17 protein-coding genes are annotated in these 19,311 nt (G+C 71.1%); 12 read left to right on the top strand and 5 right to left on the bottom strand.

The window, feature by feature from the left end:
* Positions 1-135: 135 nt before the first annotated feature.
* A complete protein-coding gene (locus WMF42_RS09555; protein WP_061607503.1) occupies positions 136-633 on the top strand; it encodes a hypothetical protein in 498 nt (165 codons plus the stop codon).
* Positions 634-666: 33 nt separating this feature from the next.
* Here WMF42_RS09555 and WMF42_RS09550 read toward each other — a convergent pair whose 3' ends face one another.
* Both WMF42_RS09550 and WMF42_RS09545 read right to left on the bottom strand, forming a co-directional pair.
* The gene (locus tag WMF42_RS09550) at positions 667-1,080 is read right to left on the bottom strand and encodes a cupredoxin domain-containing protein (RefSeq protein WP_061607502.1); all 414 of its coding nucleotides are present in this window, start codon (positions 1,078-1,080) and stop codon (positions 667-669) included.
* Between the two features lie 109 nt (positions 1,081-1,189).
* The gene (locus tag WMF42_RS09545) at positions 1,190-1,927 is read right to left on the bottom strand and encodes a Bax inhibitor-1/YccA family protein (protein WP_061607501.1); all 738 of its coding nucleotides are present in this window, start codon (positions 1,925-1,927) and stop codon (positions 1,190-1,192) included.
* Positions 1,928-2,305: 378 nt separating this feature from the next.
* Here WMF42_RS09545 and WMF42_RS09540 point away from each other — a divergent pair, with 378 nt between their 5' ends.
* The 8 genes from WMF42_RS09540 to WMF42_RS09505 all read left to right on the top strand — a co-directional run bounded on the left by WMF42_RS09540 (position 2,306) and on the right by WMF42_RS09505 (position 12,905).
* A complete protein-coding gene (locus tag WMF42_RS09540; RefSeq protein WP_437691609.1) occupies positions 2,306-3,427 on the top strand; it encodes a DUF4419 domain-containing protein in 1,122 nt (373 codons plus the stop codon).
* A 146-nt stretch (positions 3,428-3,573) separates the two neighbouring features.
* Entirely contained in the window at positions 3,574-4,827 is a 1,254-nt protein-coding gene (locus tag WMF42_RS09535; RefSeq protein WP_437691607.1) for a hypothetical protein, read from the top strand.
* Positions 4,828-4,872: 45 nt separating this feature from the next.
* On the top strand, positions 4,873-5,988 hold the full coding sequence (locus tag WMF42_RS09530) for a hypothetical protein (RefSeq protein WP_061607498.1): 1,116 nt from the start codon (positions 4,873-4,875) through the stop codon (positions 5,986-5,988).
* Between the two features lie 25 nt (positions 5,989-6,013).
* Positions 6,014-8,443, top strand: coding sequence for a DUF2169 domain-containing protein (locus WMF42_RS09525; protein WP_437691606.1), 2,430 nt, complete (start codon positions 6,014-6,016; stop codon positions 8,441-8,443).
* Positions 8,440-10,176: a pentapeptide repeat-containing protein gene (locus WMF42_RS09520; RefSeq protein ID WP_061607496.1), complete on the top strand. Its 1,737-nt coding sequence runs from the start codon at positions 8,440-8,442 to the stop codon at positions 10,174-10,176. Before WMF42_RS09525 ends, WMF42_RS09520 begins: the two co-directional genes overlap by 4 nt.
* A gap of 10 nt (positions 10,177-10,186) precedes the next feature.
* Entirely contained in the window at positions 10,187-10,864 is a 678-nt protein-coding gene (locus WMF42_RS09515) for a DUF3540 domain-containing protein (protein ID WP_434046517.1), read from the top strand.
* Positions 10,865-10,876: 12 nt separating this feature from the next.
* The gene (locus WMF42_RS09510; RefSeq protein ID WP_437691603.1) at positions 10,877-11,980 is read left to right on the top strand and encodes a S41 family peptidase; all 1,104 of its coding nucleotides are present in this window, start codon (positions 10,877-10,879) and stop codon (positions 11,978-11,980) included.
* Between the two features lie 319 nt (positions 11,981-12,299).
* The gene (locus tag WMF42_RS09505; protein WP_061607493.1) at positions 12,300-12,905 is read left to right on the top strand and encodes a hypothetical protein; all 606 of its coding nucleotides are present in this window, start codon (positions 12,300-12,302) and stop codon (positions 12,903-12,905) included.
* 64 nt (positions 12,906-12,969) lie between these two features.
* On the opposite strand, the gene WMF42_RS09500 is transcribed toward WMF42_RS09505, so the two are convergent.
* Positions 12,970-13,869, bottom strand: coding sequence for a nuclear transport factor 2 family protein (locus WMF42_RS09500; protein ID WP_437691601.1), 900 nt, complete (start codon positions 13,867-13,869; stop codon positions 12,970-12,972).
* Between the two features lie 216 nt (positions 13,870-14,085).
* Positions 14,086-14,973: an SDR family oxidoreductase gene (locus WMF42_RS09495; RefSeq protein WP_437691599.1), complete on the bottom strand. Its 888-nt coding sequence runs from the start codon at positions 14,971-14,973 to the stop codon at positions 14,086-14,088.
* Positions 14,974-15,103: 130 nt separating this feature from the next.
* On the opposite strand from WMF42_RS09495, the gene WMF42_RS09490 reads away from it, so the two are divergent.
* Together WMF42_RS09490 and WMF42_RS09485 are read left to right on the top strand one after the other, a co-directional pair.
* On the top strand, positions 15,104-16,012 hold the full coding sequence (locus tag WMF42_RS09490) for an AraC family transcriptional regulator (RefSeq protein ID WP_437691597.1): 909 nt from the start codon (positions 15,104-15,106) through the stop codon (positions 16,010-16,012).
* A 308-nt stretch (positions 16,013-16,320) separates the two neighbouring features.
* Positions 16,321-18,051 (top strand): CotH kinase family protein, encoded by a 1,731-nt coding sequence (locus tag WMF42_RS09485; protein ID WP_437691595.1) that lies wholly within the window; start codon positions 16,321-16,323, stop codon positions 18,049-18,051.
* 57 nt (positions 18,052-18,108) lie between these two features.
* Here the strand turns inward: WMF42_RS09485 and WMF42_RS09480 are convergent, their stop codons facing one another.
* Entirely contained in the window at positions 18,109-18,699 is a 591-nt protein-coding gene (locus tag WMF42_RS09480; RefSeq protein ID WP_437691593.1) for a MarR family winged helix-turn-helix transcriptional regulator, read from the bottom strand.
* A gap of 106 nt (positions 18,700-18,805) precedes the next feature.
* Between WMF42_RS09480 and WMF42_RS09475 the strand changes: the two genes are divergently transcribed.
* On the top strand, positions 18,806-19,306 hold the full coding sequence (locus tag WMF42_RS09475; protein ID WP_063815949.1) for an SgcJ/EcaC family oxidoreductase: 501 nt from the start codon (positions 18,806-18,808) through the stop codon (positions 19,304-19,306).
* Positions 19,307-19,311 lie beyond the last annotated feature (5 nt).

Below are 19,311 nucleotides of genomic sequence, written 5' to 3'. Positions count from 1 at the left end.
CGGACCGCCTCGAGACAGCGCCGCGCCGCGGCAGAGGCCGCCCGGACATTGTCCGTCTGAAGGGACATTTCCTGACTCTCCCTGGCGTCGCCGGACCCGGGACAAGGTCTCACATTGAGACGTCGGAGGTCATGGATGACAGACATCATCGCTCACGGTGAGCCGCGCGACGTCGAGCGCCTCATGGATCGTTACTGGTTTCTGCTGCGGGGCGGGGCGGCGGGCGGCGGCGAGGACAGCGCGAGCGCGGCCGCGACGCAGGTGGTCCGTGACGGCGAGTTCGTCGTGGTGAGCGTCGAGGCGACGGCGCTCGGGTGGCCCGAGGGGACGCTGCTCTTCCGGTTCAGGTCCGAGGCGGCGCCCTGCGTCGCGTGCGTCGACCGCGCGGCCGCGATCGCGCGCCACCGCACGCGCGGCATGCTGACCGCGAGCGACGTGCGCGAGATGCTTCGCTTCGCCGTGGCCCGCTGCGCCGCCTCGGGCATCGACGTTCCCCACGCCGGCGCGCCGTCCACGCGGCCGCCCGGCGAGCCGGTCAGCGCGGAGGTGCCCGCCTCGGGCACGCGCCGCGGGACGCGGGACGCGGCGGCCGGCGCCAAGCGCTACGACGCCGAGCTCTGGCTCATCCTCTGACAGCGGCGCGCCCCGGACGAGGGCGCGCCCTCGTCACGAGCCGACCACGTTGATGGTCGCCTTGATCATCGCCATCCAGCACTGAAGCACCATCTTCCCCTCCTTCTCCGGGGTGACGGCCACCTCGACCTGCGTGTTCAGCGGCAGGTCCTTCTCGATCTTCAGATCGGGAATCGCGATCGCCTTCAGACACTCGCTCTTCGTCGTCCGCGTGAAGCGGAGCACGACCGGCTCTCCCTTCTTCAGCTCGATCGTCGACGGGGAGAAGCCGCTGTCGTTGACGGCGATATCCACCCGCTTGACGTTCGCCGGCGCGGCGAGCTCGACGGGCGGCGCCGCAGCCGCGGGCGTCCCCTCGGCGGGCTTGCTGCAAGAGACGGTGAAAGAAGCGGTGACGAGCGGCGACAGGGAGAGGGCAAGCGCAGCGACGCGGAGCGGGCGACTCATGGTCGGCCCGTTCTTACCCACCGGAAAAGGGGCGTCAAGCTGTCCACCAGCGTCCGCCCCGGGCGCGAGAGGAGCCCGGGGGCGATCCGGGTGCACGAGCGCGCGCGCGTCAGAAGTGGCGGCCCGAGAGGATCTGCAGGATCGACGAGAAGAGGTTGATGAAGTTGAGGTAGAGGTCGAGCGCGCCGCCCACCGGGTCCTCCTCGTTCGAGTGGAGGAGGCGCGACGTGTTGTACAGGACGTACCCGCCGAACACGAGCACGGAGACGCTGGCGATCGCCAGTCCGAGGAGCGAGCTGCCGAGAAGGACGTTGAGCAGCATGGCGCCGAGGACGACCATGGCGCCCATCACCAGCCCGCTGGCCAGGAACGACAGGTCCTCCTTCGTGAGCAGGACGCCCAGCGTGAGGCTGCCGAACGTGAGGACCGTCAGGATGAAGGTGTCCCGCACCGGCGCCGACGACAGGGTGCCGCCGAGGCCCGCGGCGACCTGGGCCATGTAGAGCGCCGGCGCCGTGGTGACGCCGAGGAGGGCCGCCATCCCGAAGAGCGCGACGACGTTGACGCCGGGGACGCGGCGCACCGCGCGGGCGCCGAACATCACGCCGAACACGATCCCCATCGAGAGGATCGGGTGCGCGGCGAAGAGCTCGACCAGCGGCGGCATCGCGCCCCCCTCCTCCACGTCCGGCGCCCCGATGTAGAGCGCGCACATCGCGCCGATGGAGGAAAGGACCAGGCTCGCCGTGAAGAGCCCATACACCTTCTTGAGATAGTCGATCCGCAGGGCCGCTTTCGGGTTGGCCGGCGCGCTCGCCACGTACGAACTCGGCTGGCGTGAAGTCATCTGCTGCGCTCCTCCTCCGGGGCGACCCGCTGCGGCCGCGAGCTGGCGTCATCGTAGTCGTGCATCATCCACCAGCGCCGCGCAACACCGCCGCGGCGCGGCGCGCGGGCGTCCTCTGTTCTCGAAAAGTCACGCTACCACGGGACCATGGCCCCGAGGAGACGACCGGCGCGCGGATCCCTCCGCAGCCGCGCGGCCATCGCGCCACATCCGCCTCGGCGAGGGCGTCGAAGAGCGACGCCCCTGGACGCTTCGTTCGACGCAACGCCACCGGGATCGGCGGCCCGGCGCCGCAGGTTGTCGCGCGCGGCACGCTCGTGTACGAAGGGCGGCGCCCTGTCACGAGGGCGCCGGGCCGCGCCAGGAGGACGAGGGGTCATGAACGTTACGACGATCGTCGTTGCTGATGTCGAGCCCGCGACGGCGCCGTTGCCGGAATTCCAGAGCGAGGCCGCGATACAGGGCCTGCTTGTCGCGCCGATCGAGGCCACCTACCGCCACCGCCTGCCGCTCGTGGGGCGCACCGACCTGCACCCGCTCGTCCAGGCCGCCTATACCGCCTTCACCCTGCGCTATCCCCTCGTCCTCTCGCCCGACGTGATCTGGTTCTGCCTGGCGCGCGGCTTCACGCTCCACCTCGCCGCGAGCGAGGAGCAGCGGCGCCGCTTCCTCCCCGAGGATCACGAGTTCGAGCTCGTCGTCGATCGGCCCGACTTCACCCTCGGCGGCGTGAACCCGTGGCCCGCATTGTTTCCGGATTTTTCCAGGCAGGTTTCGGCGCGTATCGGCGGGCTGCGGGAGCTCGTGACAGCCAATTTCTCCACCACGGGGCCGGTCGAGCGGGTCGCGTCGGAGCTCACGGTCACAACGCCGCTCGCGCCGCACCACGACTGGGAGCCGCCGTTCCCGGGCGACATGGTGTACCCGCTGCGCGGCATCCCGCGCGTCTACCTGCTCGGCACGTCCGACGACTGGCGCTGGGTGCGCCAGCGCGCGGCGACCCTCGGCTCCTTCGGGCAAGATCGCTGGACGCGCGCGCTCCTGCCCGTGCTCGACCAGATCGCCGCGTCGGCGGAGGGGCGCGCCGACCCGAAGTTCTGGCGCGCCTTTTTCCGGTACGAGAACTCGGCCGATGAGCTCACCGGGTGGATCCACGTGCTGTTTCCCTACCTGCGCGCCTGGCCCAACGACTACTTCGCGCCGAACCCCTATATCGAGGCGTGGCACGAGCGCTACCTGGCCGCGGAGGCCCGGAGCGACGCGCTCGGAGGGCTCGGAAACCCGCAGGGGCCCGGCCTCTCCGAGATCCCGCCCGGGCTGACGAGCGCCCAGCTCCGCTTCATCGACAGGAGCCGCCGCGAGCACCCCATGGAGTTCATCAGCGGCCTGATCGGCGTCACGCAGGACCCGCACTCCCTCGCGCTCCTGCCGGAGTTCGTGTGGGCCGTCGCGCACCAGGCGGCCGAGTCGACCGCCCAGATCCCCGCCGCGGCCTCGTGAGGCGCGCTCCCGCGATCGCGCATGCCCGCGAGGCGAGCAAGACGCGCGGTTTTGTGCTTGGACGGCCAGCTCTCGGTGACCTAGGATAGGGCAACAGCCGCGGGGCGACGCCGTGCGTCGTTGTCCTCGCTCGATACGGAGGCACTGTGTCCGGAGGCAAGTTCGCGCTCCTCGAAGTACCGGATCTCAACGGTGGGGAACCGTCCTACCTGCGCCTCGGGGCCGCGGCGCCCCTCGGCGAGAACCCGGGTGACGACCTCGCCGAGCGGATTCAGACCTTCACCGACGACGACCGCAAGCGGGACGGCTCGCCGAATTTCGTGCCCGTGGGCGAGCGAAAGGCCGAGACAGCGAAGCTGCACACGAAGGGCGGCTGGCGCGATCACACGGACGGCAACCGCATCTCGACGACCGCCGGCGACAAGGTCGAGGTGATCGGGGGGAACTACCGCCTGCTCATCCTCGGCCGCGGGGAGCACCAGGCGGGCTGGGACGTGTCGGGAGGGCACGTCACCGAGGTCAGCGAGACGTTCGGCGGCGGCACCACCATCGAGTGGGTGCAGAACTACGGCGGGACGTGGAAGGTGGTCGAGACGACCATCAAGGGCGAGGTGCACACCCTCTACCACGGCGACGTCTACGACTATTACTACGGAAAGATCAAGGAGAGCCAGACAGGCACGGACACGTTCCCCACGCTGAATGTCACCGACGACTTCATCGACGACAAGAACCCGCCCTCGCCCCAGGCGATCCCGACGGAGAACCCCACGATCGTCGACAGGACGTGGGCCAAGAGCATCTCGTCCTATACCGGCTCGGAGAAGCTGCCGGTGCCGTCGATCACGGACGAGACCTGGGCGGAAGTGATGGTGACGAAGACGAACGCCACCTCGATGACCGACGAGACGACGGTCAAGGCGGAGTCGAAATCGACGATGAAAGCCGACTCGATCACGTCCTCCACCAAGGTCGTCGGGACCATGGAGGACACGACCGAGGCCGACATCATCAAGAGCAAGACGAAGGCGACCAAGATCATCTCCGAGACCCGCGCCGACACAAAGGACGAGATGTACGGGGACGCGGACTCGTACACCAAGGGCGACAGCAAGACCGTTGTCGACGGGATCGAGACGACGATCAACCTCGGCATGGTCAACGAGGTCGTCCTCGGGGCGATGGTCGAGGCGACGCTGGGCGGCGAGGTGACCTGCACGATCGGCGGCACGGTGGACGTGACCATCGGAGCCAAGGTGGATCTCAGCATGACAGCGAGCATCGAGGTCTCCGTCGGCCCCAAGCACGAGATCAGCCCGGCGGGCGTCGAGCTCCACGGGAGCAAGACGGAGATCGCGCTCGCGAGCAGGAACATCTCGGCGTTCACCCTCTTCGTGTGAGGGCGCGAGCACCACGCTCCACGCGCCACCGGATACGGAGCTCCCATGGCCGGCGATGGCAAGTACGGTATCCTCCATGTGCCTGATTTCGGCGAAGGCATGTCGTCCTTCCTGCGCGTCGGCGCGGCCGAGGGCGACGACTATTCCTGGCGCGACCACACCGACGGCAACCGGGTCACGACCACGCGGGGCGACAAGATCGAGGTCATCGGGGGCACCTACAAGATGACCGTGCTCGGACGCCGCGAGTTCGAGAGCGGCTGGAAGGCGGAGGACGGGCAGATCAACGAGAAGAGCATCACCTTCCAGGGGTCGGGCGAATTCGACTTCATCCAGGGCCCCCGCGGCGAGAAGCGCCTGCGCGAGAAGACAGTGAAGGGCGAGGTGCACACCACCTACCACGGCGATGCCTTCGAGGTGCATCACGGCAGCAAGCTGGAGAGCCGCACCGGACACGACAGCCCGCCGCGCAACCTGGACGAGATCACGGACCCCTGGGGGCTGCCCCAGTCGGGCGTCCTCGGCGAGAACCCCACGATCGTCGACAGGACGTGGGCCAAGAGCATCTCGTCCTATACCGGATCGGCGAAGCTGCCGGTGCCCTCGATCTCCAACGAGACCTGGGCGGACACGATGGTGTCGAAAACGAACGCCACGTCGATGACCGACGAGACGACGGTCAAGGCGGAGTCGAAGTCGGCCATGAAGGCGGGGTCGATCACGACGTCGACCCAGGTCGCCGGGACCATCGAGGACACCACCGAGGCCGACATCATCAAGAGCAAGACGAAGGCGACAAGGATCATCTCCGAGACGCACGCCGACACCAAGAGCGAGATGTACGGGGACGCGGACTCGTACACGAAGGGCGACAGCAAGACCGTTGTCGACGGGATCGAGACGACGATCAACCTCGGCATGGTCAACGAGGTCGTCGTGGGGGCGATGATCGAGGCGACGCTCGGCGGGGAGGTGACCTGCACGGTCGGCGGCACGGTCAGCGCCACTGTCGGCCTGGAGGCGTCCGTCACCGTCGCCGCGACGCTCGAGGCCAGCGTGGGGCCCAAGCTCTCGATGGGCCCGGAGAAGGTGAAGATCACCCTGGACCGGAGCAAGGTCGTGCCCGTCCGCACGAACATCGCGGCAGTCCACCTCATGTGACGCGCACGCGCGGCGAACCCCACGGATGGCAAACAAGAACCTCACCCCGTTCCTCTTCGGCAGCAAGGTCACCTCGCGGAGGCCGCCCCAGCCGGAGATGACGCTGATCGTCCGGGCGAAGTTCCTCCTCACGCCCGGAGCGCCGCTCTCCCTGCCCGAGGGCCACCCGGTGCTCGCGCAGGAGACGCTGCGCGGCGACGTGTTCCACGACGACGATCACGACCAGACCGGCGAGTGCCTGTATCCGAGCGATCTCGTGGACTTCAAGCCGCACGCCGACGTGATGCTGCTGGGCACGTGCCACACGCCGGGCAAGGCGCGCATGACCGAGTGCCCGGTGCGGTTCGGCGTCGGGTCCTGGTCGAAGATCCTGCGCGTTGTCGGCGACCGCGTGTGGATGGATGGCCTGCTCGGGCCCGCCATGAGCGACGCGGTGCCGTTCGACCGGATGCCCCTCGGCGATCGGCGCAGCTTCGGGGGGCCCGGGCACCCGCTGAACCCGGTGGGCAGGGGCCACGGGACGCGCGAGCTCCCCAACGTCGAGGGCGCGGACGATCTGCTGCTGTCGCGCTCGGATCGGCCGGCGCCCGCGGGGTTCGGGCCCCTGTCGCCGAACCGGCCCGATCGGCGCGCGAAGGTCGGGAAGAACTACGGCAAGGCGTACCGCGAGAAGCGAGCGCCGTACTACGCCGACGACTTCGACTGGACGTTCTTCAACGCGGCCCGGCCCGACCAGTGGCTCCCGTACCTGCGCGGCGACGAGGATCTCCTGTTCCAGAACCTCCACCCCGACGCGGAGGTCTTCCGGTCGAAGCTGCCGGGCCTCCGGATCCGCGTGTTCGCGAACGACGCGGAGCGCGGGTTCCGGGAGGTGCCGATGCACCTCGACACGCTGCTCGCTGACCTGGACAAGGGGTCCCTGTTCCTCACGTGGCGCGGCCTCACGGAGGTGACCGACGACGACCTCTCGCGCGTCACGACGCTCGTCGCCTCCGAGCCGCTCGACGGGCCGGCGCTGCCCGAGGCGCACTACCGGGAGATCCTCGCGCGCTTCGAGGCCGATCCGCTCGAGATCGAGGAGCAGCTCACGCCGGAGCTCAAGGAGGAATGGCGGGCGCTGCAGGCGCTGCAACAGAAGGGCGACGACGCGGCGCCGCCGGCGGACGCGGCGGGGCTCGACCCGCTGTCGTCGCTGCTCAAGGCGCGGCTCGGTGACGTCGCGAAGCCGCAGCAGGAAAGGATCCGCCGGGCGATGGCGGCGCTCGCGGGCGTCGCGGTGCCGGGGGGGAAGGTCCTCGGCGGCGTGATCGCCGAGGCGCTGCGCCACCTGCCGAAGGCATCGCAGGCCCTGCCGCCGCTGCACGCCGGCGCGTCGCCCATGGTGACGGACGCGGCGCTCCGGACGGCCTTCCGGCGCGTCGCGCGGGCCGTGGAGGAGGCGAAGGCGCTCGCTATCGCGCGCGGGACGCCGGTCCCGGGGCTCGCGGCGTGGGACAAGCTCGCCGGGGATCCGAAGCTCGCCTCGATGGGCCTCTCCACGGCCCCGCCGCGGCCGCCCGGGGAGATCGGGCCGGGGAGCGACCTGCGCGACCAGGACCTGAGCGAGCAGGACCTGAGCGGCCGCGACCTGACCGGCGCGGACCTGACCGGCGCCATCCTCACGGGCGCCAACCTCCGGGGGGCCAAGCTCACGCGCGCGATCCTGAAGCAGGCGGTGCTTTTCGACGCCGACGTGAGGGAGGCCGACTTCACGGACGCGGACCTGAGCCTCGCCACCCTGCAGAGCGCCTGGGCAGAGCGCGCCGTCTTCCGCGGCGCCACGCTGGAGAGCACCTCGTTCGACGGCGCGCGGCTCATGGAGGCCGATCTCTCGGGCACAAAGGGGTCGCAGCTCGTCTTCTCGAGGGCGGACATGACGGGGGCCGTCGCGCGCGGGGCGGCGTGGACGGTCGCCTTCCTGGAGGGCACGGTGCTCGAGCGCGCGGACCTGTCGCAGGCCTCGCTCACGCGGTGCTTCATCTCGAAGGTGAGGGCGACCTCGGCGACGTTCGCGGGCGCCACCCTCGACGGCACGAGCTTCGCCGGCTCCGACCTGACCCAGGCGGTGTTCGCGCGCGCGCGGGGCGAAGGGAGCGTGTGGCTGGGCGCGACCCTCACCGGCGCGGATCTCAGCCTCGCCGTGCTGACGAGCGCCCACTTCACGGAGGCCACGGCCGAGGGCGCGAGCTTCTTCGGGGCCAACATGCGGGGCGCCCGGTTCGACAGGGCCGACCTCACGCGCGCCGACTTCACGCGGGCGAACCTCTTCGACGCGGATCTGCTCAGGGCGCGGGTCCCGGAGGCGAAGTTCGTCGACGCGAACCTCTACGATGCAAAACTCTACCAGACCTCGGGATCCGGCTGTGATTTCCGGGGGGCGAACCTGAAGAAGTCGACCCTGGAGCGGGATCGATGACCCCGGACGAGCTGAAGGCGCTGGTCGAGGCGGGGGAGCCGCTCGACGGCAGGACGATCGGCGAGATGGACCTGCGGGGCGCCGGCCTCCGCAAGGCCCGGCTGCGCGGCGCGAAGCTCGGCCGCCTGCGGCTGGACGGCGCGGATCTGTCGGGCGCCGATCTCCGCGGCGCGGAGCTCGCCTGGTGCGCGCTCGGCGGCGCGGACCTGTCGGGCGCCGACCTGGAGGGGGCCGTCGTCGTCGAGAGCGATCTCTCGGGCGCGAACCTGTCCGGCGCGAACCTCACGGGCGCCAACCTTGTGCGGGGCCGGCTCGCCGGCGCGAACCTGACCGGCGCGCAGATCAAGGGGGCGAACCTCGCGGAGTCGCGGCTGGCCGGCGCGGAGCTCTCCGGGGCGGTCATCGCCAGCGCGCGGCTCGACCTCGCCGACCTGTCGGGCGCGGCGCTCGACGGCGCGATGGTGTCGCAGAGCTCGTTCACGCGGGCGAGCCTCGTGGACGCGTCGCTCTCGGGGGCGCGGATCGAGGGCTCGTCGTTCGCCGAAGCGGACTTCCGGCGGGCCGATCTCTCGGGCGCCGAGCTCGACACGGTGGTGTTCCTGAAGGCCGATCTCCGGGACGCCGTGCTCCCGAAGAAGCTGACGAAGACGGTGTTCGACGGCGCGCGGCTCGGCCGGCTCGACCTCTCCGGGGCGGACCTCGCGGGCGCGGCGCTGGAGGAGATGGACTTCGCGGGGGTGAGCTTCGAGAACGCGAACCTCACGCTGTCGTCGCTCCAGGGCGCGAACCTCCGGGGCGCGAGCTTCCGGGGCGCGACGCTCGACCAGACGACGCTCGCGAACTGCGATCTCACCGGCGCGGACTTCCGGGGCGCGACGCTCAGGTCGTGCATGATGTACAGGGCGCGGCTGCCGGGCGCGGATCTGTCGGGCAAGGACCTCGAGATGGTTGTCTTCACCGAGGCCGATCTCTCCGGCGCGAACCTGTCCGGGTCGAGGATCGTGCGCTGCGTGCTGGAGGGGGCGAACCTGACGGGCGCCGACCTGACGCGCGCGCTCGTCTCGCAGGCGACGCTCAGGTCCGCGCGCGTGGAGGGCATCCGCTTCGACAAGGCGATCTTCGATTGCGTGGACTTCTCCGGCGTGGACCTGACCCGCACGTCGCTCGCTGGACTGACCATCTCCCGGTGCTTCTTCGCGCTCGGGGACCTCTCGGGGATGGACCTGTCGGGGTGCAACCTGTCGAACTGCGACTTCACCGAGTGCAACCTGGAGCGGACGCGGCTCGACGGCGCCATCCTGACGAACTCGAACTTCAGGCGCGCGAACCTGCGGCAGGCCTCGCTGTCGGGCGCGATGGCGAAGACCGCCTTCTTCGGCGAGGCCGTGCTCGCCGGCGCCGGGCTGACGAAGGCGATGCTCCGCAACGCGCTCTTCATGAAGGCCGATCTCACCGGCGCGAACCTCGCGGGGGCCGACATCCGGGAGACGGTGATGCACGAGATCCGCGCGGCCGGCGCGCTGTTCGTGGGCGTGAAGGCGCACTACGCCGATCTGTCGCACGCGGACATCTCGGGCGCCGACTTCAGCGGCGCGGACCTGCACTGGGCGAACCTGCACCACGTCCGCGACGAGAAGACACTGTATCTCGACGCCAACCTCGCCACGGCGAGGCGCACGGACGTCGATCGGCTGGAAGCCGAGGCCTGGATGCCGCCCGAGCGGCGCTCGTAGAGGAGGAGCCATGTCGATGGGAGCCATGAAGGAGAGCGACGGCGGGGCCGCCGCGCGGGTGGACGCGCCGGGCGGCGAGGATCTCGACAGGCGAGCGCGCGGCGCGGACGTGCCCAAGATCGGCCTGGCGAGGGCCGCCGCGCCGGGCGGCGCGGGCCAGGCCGGCGACGTCGCGGCGCTGCCGGGGGAGTACCTGGGCCCGGCCCGCGTCACCGCGCTGGAAGCGGGCGCCGTCGCCGTGGAGCTGCCGGGCGGCCAGCCGGTCGCCGTCGCGATGGCGCTCGCGCTGCCGTACGAGCCTGCGCTCGGCGACACGCTGCTCGTGATCGGCCGCGGGGAGAGCTACTACGCGATCGGCGTGCTGCACGGGCGGGGGCGGACGGTCCTGTCGCTCCAGGGCGATGTGGCGGTGCACGCCAGGGAGGGCGCGCTCTCGCTGTCCGGAGACCGGGGGGTCGAGATCCGGGGGCCGGAGCTCGACGTGCAGGCGGGCAAGATCCGGATGGTGGCCGACGCCGTGGTCCAGAAGTTCACGTCGGTGTACCAGCGGGTGAGCGCGCTCCTGAGCGTGCAGGCGAGCGAGTCGCACACGGTCGTGGAGAAGACGTCGTTCACAAAGGCGAAGAACGCCACGATCCTGACCGAGGAGACGGTCACGGTGAACGGCAAGCAGATCCTCTTGGGCTAGGAGGCCAGCGCGATGCTCCCTGCGAACAACAAGGGTGCCGGCCTGAGCGCCGGTTTTCCGGACGTGTGCCTGTCTCCTGTGTTCGGGCTGTTCCCCTTCCCGAACATGCACCCGAACGGGATGAATTTCCCTTTCTCGTTCAACGTGTGGTTCTCGATGATGGCCGCGCTGCACATGGCCGCGTTCGCGATCATGACGGCGGGCGATCAGCTGGGCACGCTGCACCCGACGTTCATGGGGCAAGGGCGGTACGTCTTCGGCAACGTGCGGGTCTTCATCAACTTCTTCCCCTCGACATCGCTCCTCTGCCCGAGGGTCGGCAACAACTTCAACTGCTTCATCGGCATCCAGGTGCTGCCGAGCGTGACCAACGTCTTCATCACCTACAACGGGGGGAGCGAGGCGGTCGCCCGGCCCGCCGGCGCGCCGCTCCTGGCCGATCTCGACGCGCTCGTCGCGTCGCTCCACCCGTGCGGGAGCGCGTCGCCCGTCGTCGATAGCGCCAGGATCGGGCCGGGGGTCGGGTACGTGCGCATTCGCCATTTCTCGCTGGACGTGCCGGCCCGGGTCCACACGGCGGTGAGGGCGCTCGAGGCGGAAGGGCTGGAGACGCTCGTCCTGGATCTGCGCGACAACCCCGGCGGGGAGCTCACGGCGTTCCTGGAGCTCGCTGGCGATTTCCTGGAGCCGGGGAGCGTCCTCGGGCGGGCGATCGACGCGGACGGCGACGAGACAGTGTACCGGTCGAGCCACCGGGATCCGTGCCGCGCGCCGCTGTGGATCCTGGTGGACCGCGGCACGGCGTCGGCGGCCGAGCTGTTCGCCGGCTGCCTGCAGTGGCACGGGCGGGCGATCGTCGCCGGGGAGCGCACCTACGGCAAGGGGACGGCGCTGAAGGTCGCGGCCGATCCCGACGACGGGCGCGCTGTGCTCGCAGGGGCGGCCATGGTGCTCCTGCCGGGCGGAGAGTCGATCCAGGCGACGGGGGTGCGGCCGGACGTCGCGCTGGGGGAGAGCGAGGGGCTTGCTGCCGACGGGGAGCAGCCGTCGCTGGCGGCGTTCTTCTCCAGGAGAAGCGCGGAGCGCCACCGCGCGTCGGCAGGGGCGCCCGGATGAAGGGTTGATGGCCGTCGGCGGAGACGGGCTACACGACAGAGGCCTTCCGCCGACCCCCTGGTTCCCCTGCGCGCGCGGCGCCGCGCGCTGGCGGCATCCCGGTGAGCCGGCGATCTCGCTCGCTGCGGGATCACGCATTCACCGACAGCGTGGGCGATTGTCTCACGCAGCGCGGAAGGCGCAACTGCGCTACGACTGCGGGATGTTCGGTCCCGGGCATCCTCAGTACCGTCCCCAGCCACCGCCTCACACTCCTCAGCAGCCGCCGCCTCACTACTACCCTCCGCCGCCGCCCCCTCCGCAGCGCCCGAAGCCGGGCGTGTCGCCGCTCGTGATCGTGCTCGCCGTCGTGGGCGGGATGTTCGCGCTCGGCGTTGGCGCCCTCGTCGTGCTCGGCGGCGTGGCCTACATGATGACGAGCGCGACGCCGGAGCACGCCGCCGTCGAGGCCGAGGAGAGCGAGCCTTCCGGCGTGAAGACGGTGAACGGCGCCTCACCCGCGCCCCCTCCCCTGCAGACGAACACCCCGCTTCGCCCCGACCTGGAGGGCGACGAGGTGGCGGCCGCTGACCCGTCCAGCGGCGACCGCGCTGCGGGCGCTGCCCTGGCGCCCGACAGCGACGACGAGGCCCGCGAGGCGCCCGCCGCCGCGACGGGCGGGCGGCGGACCTCCCCGGGCGACGGCGCCGCGGCCGAGGGATCGAGCAGCGGAAGCGCGACGGGCGGGGCGTCCTGGTGGTGCACGGCGAGCGCGTCCGTGCGCGTCTGCGGCTTCGCGGGCGCCTGCAACTACCAGATGGTGTTCGGCAACGGCGGCGGGAAAGACCGCTTCATGGCGTCGCAGCAAGCGAAGCGCTCGTGCGAGGCGAGCGCGCGCGCGAAGGGCGCCTCGGCCATCTGCGTCGTGCAGTGCAGCCCTCGCTGACGAGGACAACCCGCTGGCTCGACGGGCAGCAGAGCTCGGATCTCGTGGCCATGGCGCGCAGCGCTCAAGGCGGCGAGAGAGGGCCGAAGAACCCTGCAATCAACGTCAGAGCGCCCGCTTCGTCGACGAAGCCCACATCCATCCCGTCGAGCGGGGGCATGCCAGCGCCCTCGATGCGCCAGAGAAAGTGCACGAGGCCGTGCGCCTCGAGCGCCCCGCTGGCCGGTACGAGGGTCGCATCCGGTAAAGCCGACTGGAACGCCGCGATGGTTCCGTCGAGGCCGGGCCGCCCCGTGACGTCGGCTGTCGGATCGACGTAGCGCGCGCCGTCCGCCCAGCACTGCTCGATGAGCGCCGCGCGCCCCTCCTCCCCTGCCATCCACGCCTGCTGGTACGCACGGACCACCGGCGATGTCGACGCCGGATCGGAGGGCGGCGGCGCGGCGAGCGCGAGCCAGGAGGCCAACCCCTCTTCCCCGACGGCGCCGAACAGCACGCTCACCTCGTCGTTTCGCCGCACCTGCACGCGGAACACGTCGTTGTGTGAGTCGACCCCGGATTCGAGGATCCAGGGCCCGCCGTCGAGCAGCGCCCGGGGCGCGTCGGCCGCGTCGCTCCGCCCCCGCGCGTCGACGTAGAACGCCTTCGGCCCGAGGTGCGCCGCCAGCGTCGCTTCGTCGCCGTCGGACAGCGCTCGCGTCAGCGCGTCGACAAGCGGCGCCGCCAGGGGGTTCGGCGCTGAGGCGGGCGCGCCACCTCCCTGTCCCGCCGACCCGCCTGAACCGCCCGAGCCGCCTCCGCCGCCACCCGCCGTGCCGACGCTGGTGCCGCTCGCAGCGCCTGCGCCGCTCGCGTCCCCGCCGTCGCCGCAGGCGGGCTGCAAACCGAGAAGGGTGAGCGCGCCGAGCGCGGCAGCGCGCGAGCACCCTGTCCAGAACCGGAGACTCCTCTGCTTGTTCTTCACGACGTGCATCTCCATGCCCCTCGCCGCGGGCGCTCCGTGCGCGCCGCCGTGGGGGGCGACGCCCAACCCGTGACATCGGCGCGCGGCGCGCGCCCTCGCCATGGGCCGGGCGGGGCGATCGCCGCGACGAACGGTAGCTGCAGCGGCGTGAGCGGCAGCGCGATCGGAACGGAGCCTTGATTTTCGTCGGGGCTCCAACGTGATCGGCGCTCTGGCCTAGGCGCGCGCGAAGTACGTGCCGTGCTCGAGGTCGGCGAGCAGGCCCGCCTGCTCGGGCTTCCAGCCGAACCGCGCCTGCGTCAGCGCGCTCGACGCGGGGGTGTCGAGCGCGAAGAACGCGCCGAGCCAGCCGAAGTGCTCCTTCGGGACCGGCGCGACCGGCAGGCCGAGCTTGCGACCGATCACGCCGGCGATGTCGCGGGTCGGGATGCCCTCGTCGGCGACCGCGTGGAGTCGCGCGCCGGCAGGTGCCTTCTCGAGCGCGAGGACGAACAGCCGCGCGGCGTCGAGCCGGTGCACAGCGGGCCACCGGTTCTCGCCGTCACCGATGTACCCGGAGCGCCCTGTCCTGCGCGCGATCTCGATCAGCATGGGGACGAACCCGTGGTCGCCGTCGCCGTGGACCGATGGCGGCAGCCGCAGCGCGGACACGCGCACGCCGCGGCTCGCGAACGAGAAGGCGAGCTGCTCGGAGGCGGCCCGCAGGCCACCTGTCGACGCGTCGGGCGTCTCGTCCTCGGTGAGGACGCGGCCCGGCGTGAAGCGCGCGCTGCCGCAGGTGATGACGAGCGGGCGCCCGGAGCCCGCGAGCGCGCTGCCGATCGCCTCGATCGCGCCCCGGTCCTTCTCGCAGTTACCGGCGTAATCGTTGAAGTCGTCGTGGGAGAACGCGCAGTGGATCACCCCGTCGCAGGCGGCGGCGCCGCGGCGCAGGCTGTCGTGATCCGTGAGCGAGCCGCGGTGCACGTCGACGCCGGCGGCGGCGAGCTTCTCGGCGGACGCGTCCGAGCGCGCGAGGCCGAGCACGCGATGGCCGGCGCGGACGAGCTCGGGGACGACGGCGGAGCCGATGAAGCCGCTGGCTCCCGTGAGGAAGATACGCATGGAAAACCTCTCCTTGGTTCGCGATCCACTCCCTGGTTCGCGATCCACCATGGCACCGGCGCGGCGCGCGCGAAATACACGGCCGTCTCCAGTTCTTGCCCGATCGTCTACGCGGGGCTAGGCTGCCGCCGTGATCCCCGGGCGCGACAAATTGAAGGAAATCATCGAACGATGGTGCCCCAGCGACGGCGTGCACGCCTCGCCGGTGCCCGGAATTTCTTGCATCAAAGTATCTCGCCCTCAGCAACGCGCGAAGCGGCACTGGCGCGCTTCGTTCTGCATCGTCGTACAGGGCACGAAGGAGATCCTGCTCGAGGGGCAGGTCTATCGCGAGCGCGAGCCGCACTACATCGTCAGCCCGATCGACCTGCCGGTGACGAGCCGGGTCGCGGGCGTGTCGCCGGCGCAGCCGCTTCTGTGCCTGAAGATGGACTTCGATGCGGCCGCGCTGCGCGAGGTCGCGGCGCAGCTCGACAGCGCGCGGCCGGACGACATCGATCACCCGGGGCGCGCGATCTTCATCGGCAAGGCGAGCGACCGCATGCTCGACGCCGCGATCCGGCTGGGCGCGCTGCTCGTGACGCCCGACGACGCGACAGTGCTCGCGCCGCTCGTGAGGAAGGAGCTGATCTTTCACCTGCTGAAAGGCCCCGACGGCCCGGCGATCCGCCAGCTCGTGCGCGCGGGCAGCCAGGCGCACCGCATCGCCGAGGCGGTCTATCACCTGCAGACATCGCTCGACGAGGACGTCGATATCGCCGCGCTCGCGCGCGCCGCGGGGATGAGCCGGGCGGCGTTCTTCAAGCGGTTCAAGGAGGCCACCGCGATGAGCCCGCTCCAGTACCAGAAGCGCCTGCGCCTGCTCGAGGCGCGCCGCCTGATGGTCGAAGAGGGCGTGGGCGCAGAGGCCTCGGCGTTCCGCGTCGGCTACGCGAGCGCCTCGCAGTTCAGCCGCGAGTATTCCCGCATGTTCGGCAACTCGCCGCTGCGCGACGCCCGCGCGCTGAAGCAGGCGGCAGCGGTGGTCCAGGACATGTAGTCCGCCCGCGTCCCGCCGGCGACGCCGGACGCCGCAAACACGCGCTCCGCGGCTCGGCGGAGGGTGACGCCGCCTCCACGCTGGCACAGACGACGCGGATCCAGGAGCCTGTGCCAGGCTCTGATCCCCGTGTCATGACGGGCGCCGACCGCGAGTCCACCCTCCGGGGGGAAAGGGGTGAGCTCCTCACGACCTCACCGGGCCTGCACGGCGGATCGGGCTCCAGGGCATCGGCGCCAGGGCGGTTTACATTTTTGACGTGGACGGTACGCTTATTGCAATGGGCGTGTCGCGGAAAGGTCACGCGCATGTCCAATCAGCTACCGTCTCCTCGTTCTGTTCGTCCCTGGTCGTCCCGCACGCGAGCGGTCTCCCTGCTCGCCCTCCTCGCCGTCCCGTCTACCGCCTTCCTGGCGGGCTGCGCCGACGCGCCGGACAACCACTATAACTACTATTACACGATCGGGGACGGCGGCGCCGGCGGCGCCGGCGAGCCCGGAGGGACCGGCGGAGACGGCGGCGCCGGCGGGGACGGCGGCGCGCCCGGAGAGGCGTACCCGGGAGCGCCCGTTGCGGACACCGAGGTGGCCGAGCTCGCGCTCGACGTCTTCGGCACCGTCGGGAACCGCTACTGGTTCGCTGTCTCGGAAGAGCAGCTCGAGATGATGAACGAAGGGAACGGCGGCGTCGGGATCCCCATACGAGACTTCGGAGACATCTACTCACCGACCGGGGAGGACGCCACCTACGTGGATCATCTGTGGGTGACGACGGCCGGCCCCGAGGGCAAGACGGCCGACTACGGCAAGGTCCAGGTGGGGGTCGTCGGGCAGTCGACGCATCGGCCGTGGACGAAGCGCTCCATCCCCAACCTCAACATCGACGCGGACGAGTTCGTCGAGAAGCAGCGGCTCGGCGGCTTCGAGCACGTGCGCTTCAACAACGGCCAGGTCGGCAGCATCTTCCGCGAGCGCCTCACGCTCGAGCTCTATGCTCGCCTCGGTTATCCGGCCCCCCTGGCCAGCTACGCCTGGGTATCGAGCAACGTCTGGGGCGCGGAGGTGTCCATTCCCTACATCGTTGTCGAGCGTTACAAGAAGGCGTTCTGCCAGCGCAGCGAGAGCAAGCTCGGCGGCGGCTGCGCCAACATGTGGGAGTTCGTCGGAGATTTCGCCGGCAACATGCCGGGGGGCGGGATCCCGCGCCCGATCGACGTGGTCCCGATGGGCGTCAGCGTCTTCGACGATCCAGGGAATTGCCAGCTCAAGGAGTGCGACAACACCCGCGCCAAGGAGCTCGAGGAGGCGATCATCGCGACGCCGCACGGCGAGGGCTTCAAGGCGGCGCTCGCGGACTGGATCGACTGGCCCGCCTTCCACCGCTTTCAGTGCCTGTCGTGGGCGCTCGGCACCGGAGACGACGCGCTCCACAACAGCAACAACGTCGTGCTGGTCGAGCGGGCCGACGGCCTGTTCCAGTACCTGCCGTACTCGGTCGACATCAGCCTGGGGCAGAGCTGGTATCCGCAGGTCCCGCTGCCCGGCTCGAACTCGCTGGCGCGCGGATGCCAGAGCGACCCGGCCTGCTGGGCCGACACGATCGCGGCGTGCGAGGGCGTGATCGAGGACTTCGGCGCGGTGGACCCGAATGGGGTGCTGAAGGAGATCTACGAGCAGCTGTCGGACGAGGGCATGCTCCGCCCGGGCGATGAGGACCGCTACGAGCTGCTGGACGCCTGGATCACCGAGCACCTCGAGGTCCTGCCGGTGGAGCTGGAGATGAACCGCGAGCAGCCGCAGCTCTGCATGCCCCCCCTTGTCGATTGCGGCGGCTGGTGCGGCTATCCCCAGGACTGCGGCTGGGTCGGAGTCGGCGCGGGCGGCGCCGGTGCCGGCGGCCGAGACCCGGGCGGCGTCGGTGTCGGCGGCGCCGGCGGAGACCCGGGCGAAGGCGGAGCCGGGGGCGCCGGTGCGGGCGGTGGAGCCCCGGGCGACGGTGGCGCGGGCGGCGCCGGGGTCGGCGGTGGCGCAGAGGACTGACAGCTAGCGGCGGGCGCGCGGCGGCGTATCCCCACGCGCCTGCCCCCCGCGAGCGCTTCAGAGGGCCCGGCGCGGGCGCGCCTTCGCGGCCCTGGCGGCGCGCGCGGCGCCCGCGCCGGCGCGCGGCGCGGCGCCCGCCGGGGCGGCTCCGGGCCCGGGCGGGGCCTGCATGCGGGCGATCTCCTCGGCCATCAGCGCGGTCGCCTGCTCGAAGAAGTCGCAGATGAGCCGCAGCTCGGCGAGCGAGTAGCGCGCGCAGAGCACCGCCCAGCGCTCGCGGAACGGCGCGAAGACCGCGCCGATCTCGGCGTAGCGCTCGGTGACGGGCTCGATCACGAGCTGCCGCCGATCGCTCGGGTGCTTCACGCGGCGCACGAACCCCGCCGCCTCCAGCCTGTCGAGCACCCCCGTCACCCCCCCCGAGGTCAGCCCCGTGAGCTGCACCAGGTCGCCCGGCGTGACCGGCCCCGCCTCGGCCGCCCGCCGCAGGACGTCGAGGTACTTGTGGTCGGTGCCCTTCAGCCCAAGGCGCTCGGCGATCGCCTGGTGAAAGAGCACCGACTGGGTGCTCAGCTCGCGGCCCAGCCGGTCGCCCAGGCTGTCGACCAGCTCGCTCACCTCCTTCGCGCTCGCCCGTTTCCCGGCCATCGCCGCTCGCCTCGACCCGCCCGCACTCTAGCCGGGCCGCCGCCGGGTTGACAAGCCGCAGTAATTATCTTACTTACTAACAGAGTTACTTGGCAGGAGGGTTACCATGGATCGTTCGACCGACGAGGCGGCCATTCGTCGCATGTTCGAGGCCCTGTGCGAGGCGTGGGCGCGCGAGGGCGCGAGCGCCGTCGACGCGCTCTACACGCCCGACTCGGACTACGTGACGTTCGACGGCTCGTGGCTGCGCGGCCGCGAGGAGAACCGCAGGGTGCACGAGGAGCTCTTCGCCGGCGTGCTCGCCGGCACCCGCCTGGCCGGCGAGATCGAGCGCGTGCGCTTCCTCGGCCCCGACACGGCCGTGGTCGTCAGCACCGGCGCTGTGCTGTGGCCCTGGCAGCAGCAGGCGCCCGCGGGTCGGCTGTCGCGGCAAACGCTGGTGGTGGTGCGGGGCGAGGACGGGCGCTGGCGGGTGGCGTCGTTCCAGAACACCCGGGTGCAGCCGCTGCCCCCGTCCGGCAGCCTGGCCATGCGCCTCTTCGCGGCCGTGACGCGCCTTCGCCTCGCCTGGTGGCGAAGGCGCCACCCCGAGGCCCTCGCGGCCTGACGAGG

The sequence above is a fragment of the Sorangium sp. So ce176 genome, assembly GCF_051519835.1.
GTDB classification, from domain to species: domain Bacteria; phylum Myxococcota_A; class Polyangia; order Polyangiales; family Polyangiaceae; genus Sorangium; species Sorangium cellulosum_G.
Note: the sequence above shows the minus strand (reverse complement) of the source record. Positions and strands in the feature narration are given on the sequence as shown.

Excerpts from the sequence above, each read along its gene's own strand:
- WMF42_RS09555 (WP_061607503.1), top strand. The coding sequence starts at position 136 with ATGACAGACATCATCGCTCACGGTGAGCCGCGCGACGTCGAGCGCCTC.
- WMF42_RS09550 (WP_061607502.1), bottom strand. The coding sequence starts at position 1,080 with ATGAGTCGCCCGCTCCGCGTCGCTGCGCTTGCCCTCTCCCTGTCGCCG.
- WMF42_RS09545 (WP_061607501.1), bottom strand. The coding sequence starts at position 1,927 with ATGACTTCACGCCAGCCGAGTTCGTACGTGGCGAGCGCGCCGGCCAAC.
- WMF42_RS09540 (WP_437691609.1), top strand. The coding sequence starts at position 2,306 with ATGAACGTTACGACGATCGTCGTTGCTGATGTCGAGCCCGCGACGGCG.
- WMF42_RS09530 (WP_061607498.1), top strand. The coding sequence starts at position 4,873 with ATGGCCGGCGATGGCAAGTACGGTATCCTCCATGTGCCTGATTTCGGC.
- WMF42_RS09525 (WP_437691606.1), top strand. The coding sequence starts at position 6,014 with ATGGCAAACAAGAACCTCACCCCGTTCCTCTTCGGCAGCAAGGTCACC.
- WMF42_RS09520 (WP_061607496.1), top strand. The coding sequence starts at position 8,440 with ATGACCCCGGACGAGCTGAAGGCGCTGGTCGAGGCGGGGGAGCCGCTC.
- WMF42_RS09515 (WP_434046517.1), top strand. The coding sequence starts at position 10,187 with ATGTCGATGGGAGCCATGAAGGAGAGCGACGGCGGGGCCGCCGCGCGG.
- WMF42_RS09510 (WP_437691603.1), top strand. The coding sequence starts at position 10,877 with ATGCTCCCTGCGAACAACAAGGGTGCCGGCCTGAGCGCCGGTTTTCCG.
- WMF42_RS09495 (WP_437691599.1), bottom strand. The coding sequence starts at position 14,973 with ATGCGTATCTTCCTCACGGGAGCCAGCGGCTTCATCGGCTCCGCCGTC.
- WMF42_RS09485 (WP_437691595.1), top strand. The coding sequence starts at position 16,321 with ATGTCCAATCAGCTACCGTCTCCTCGTTCTGTTCGTCCCTGGTCGTCC.
- WMF42_RS09480 (WP_437691593.1), bottom strand. The coding sequence starts at position 18,699 with ATGGCCGGGAAACGGGCGAGCGCGAAGGAGGTGAGCGAGCTGGTCGAC.
- WMF42_RS09475 (WP_063815949.1), top strand. The coding sequence starts at position 18,806 with ATGGATCGTTCGACCGACGAGGCGGCCATTCGTCGCATGTTCGAGGCC.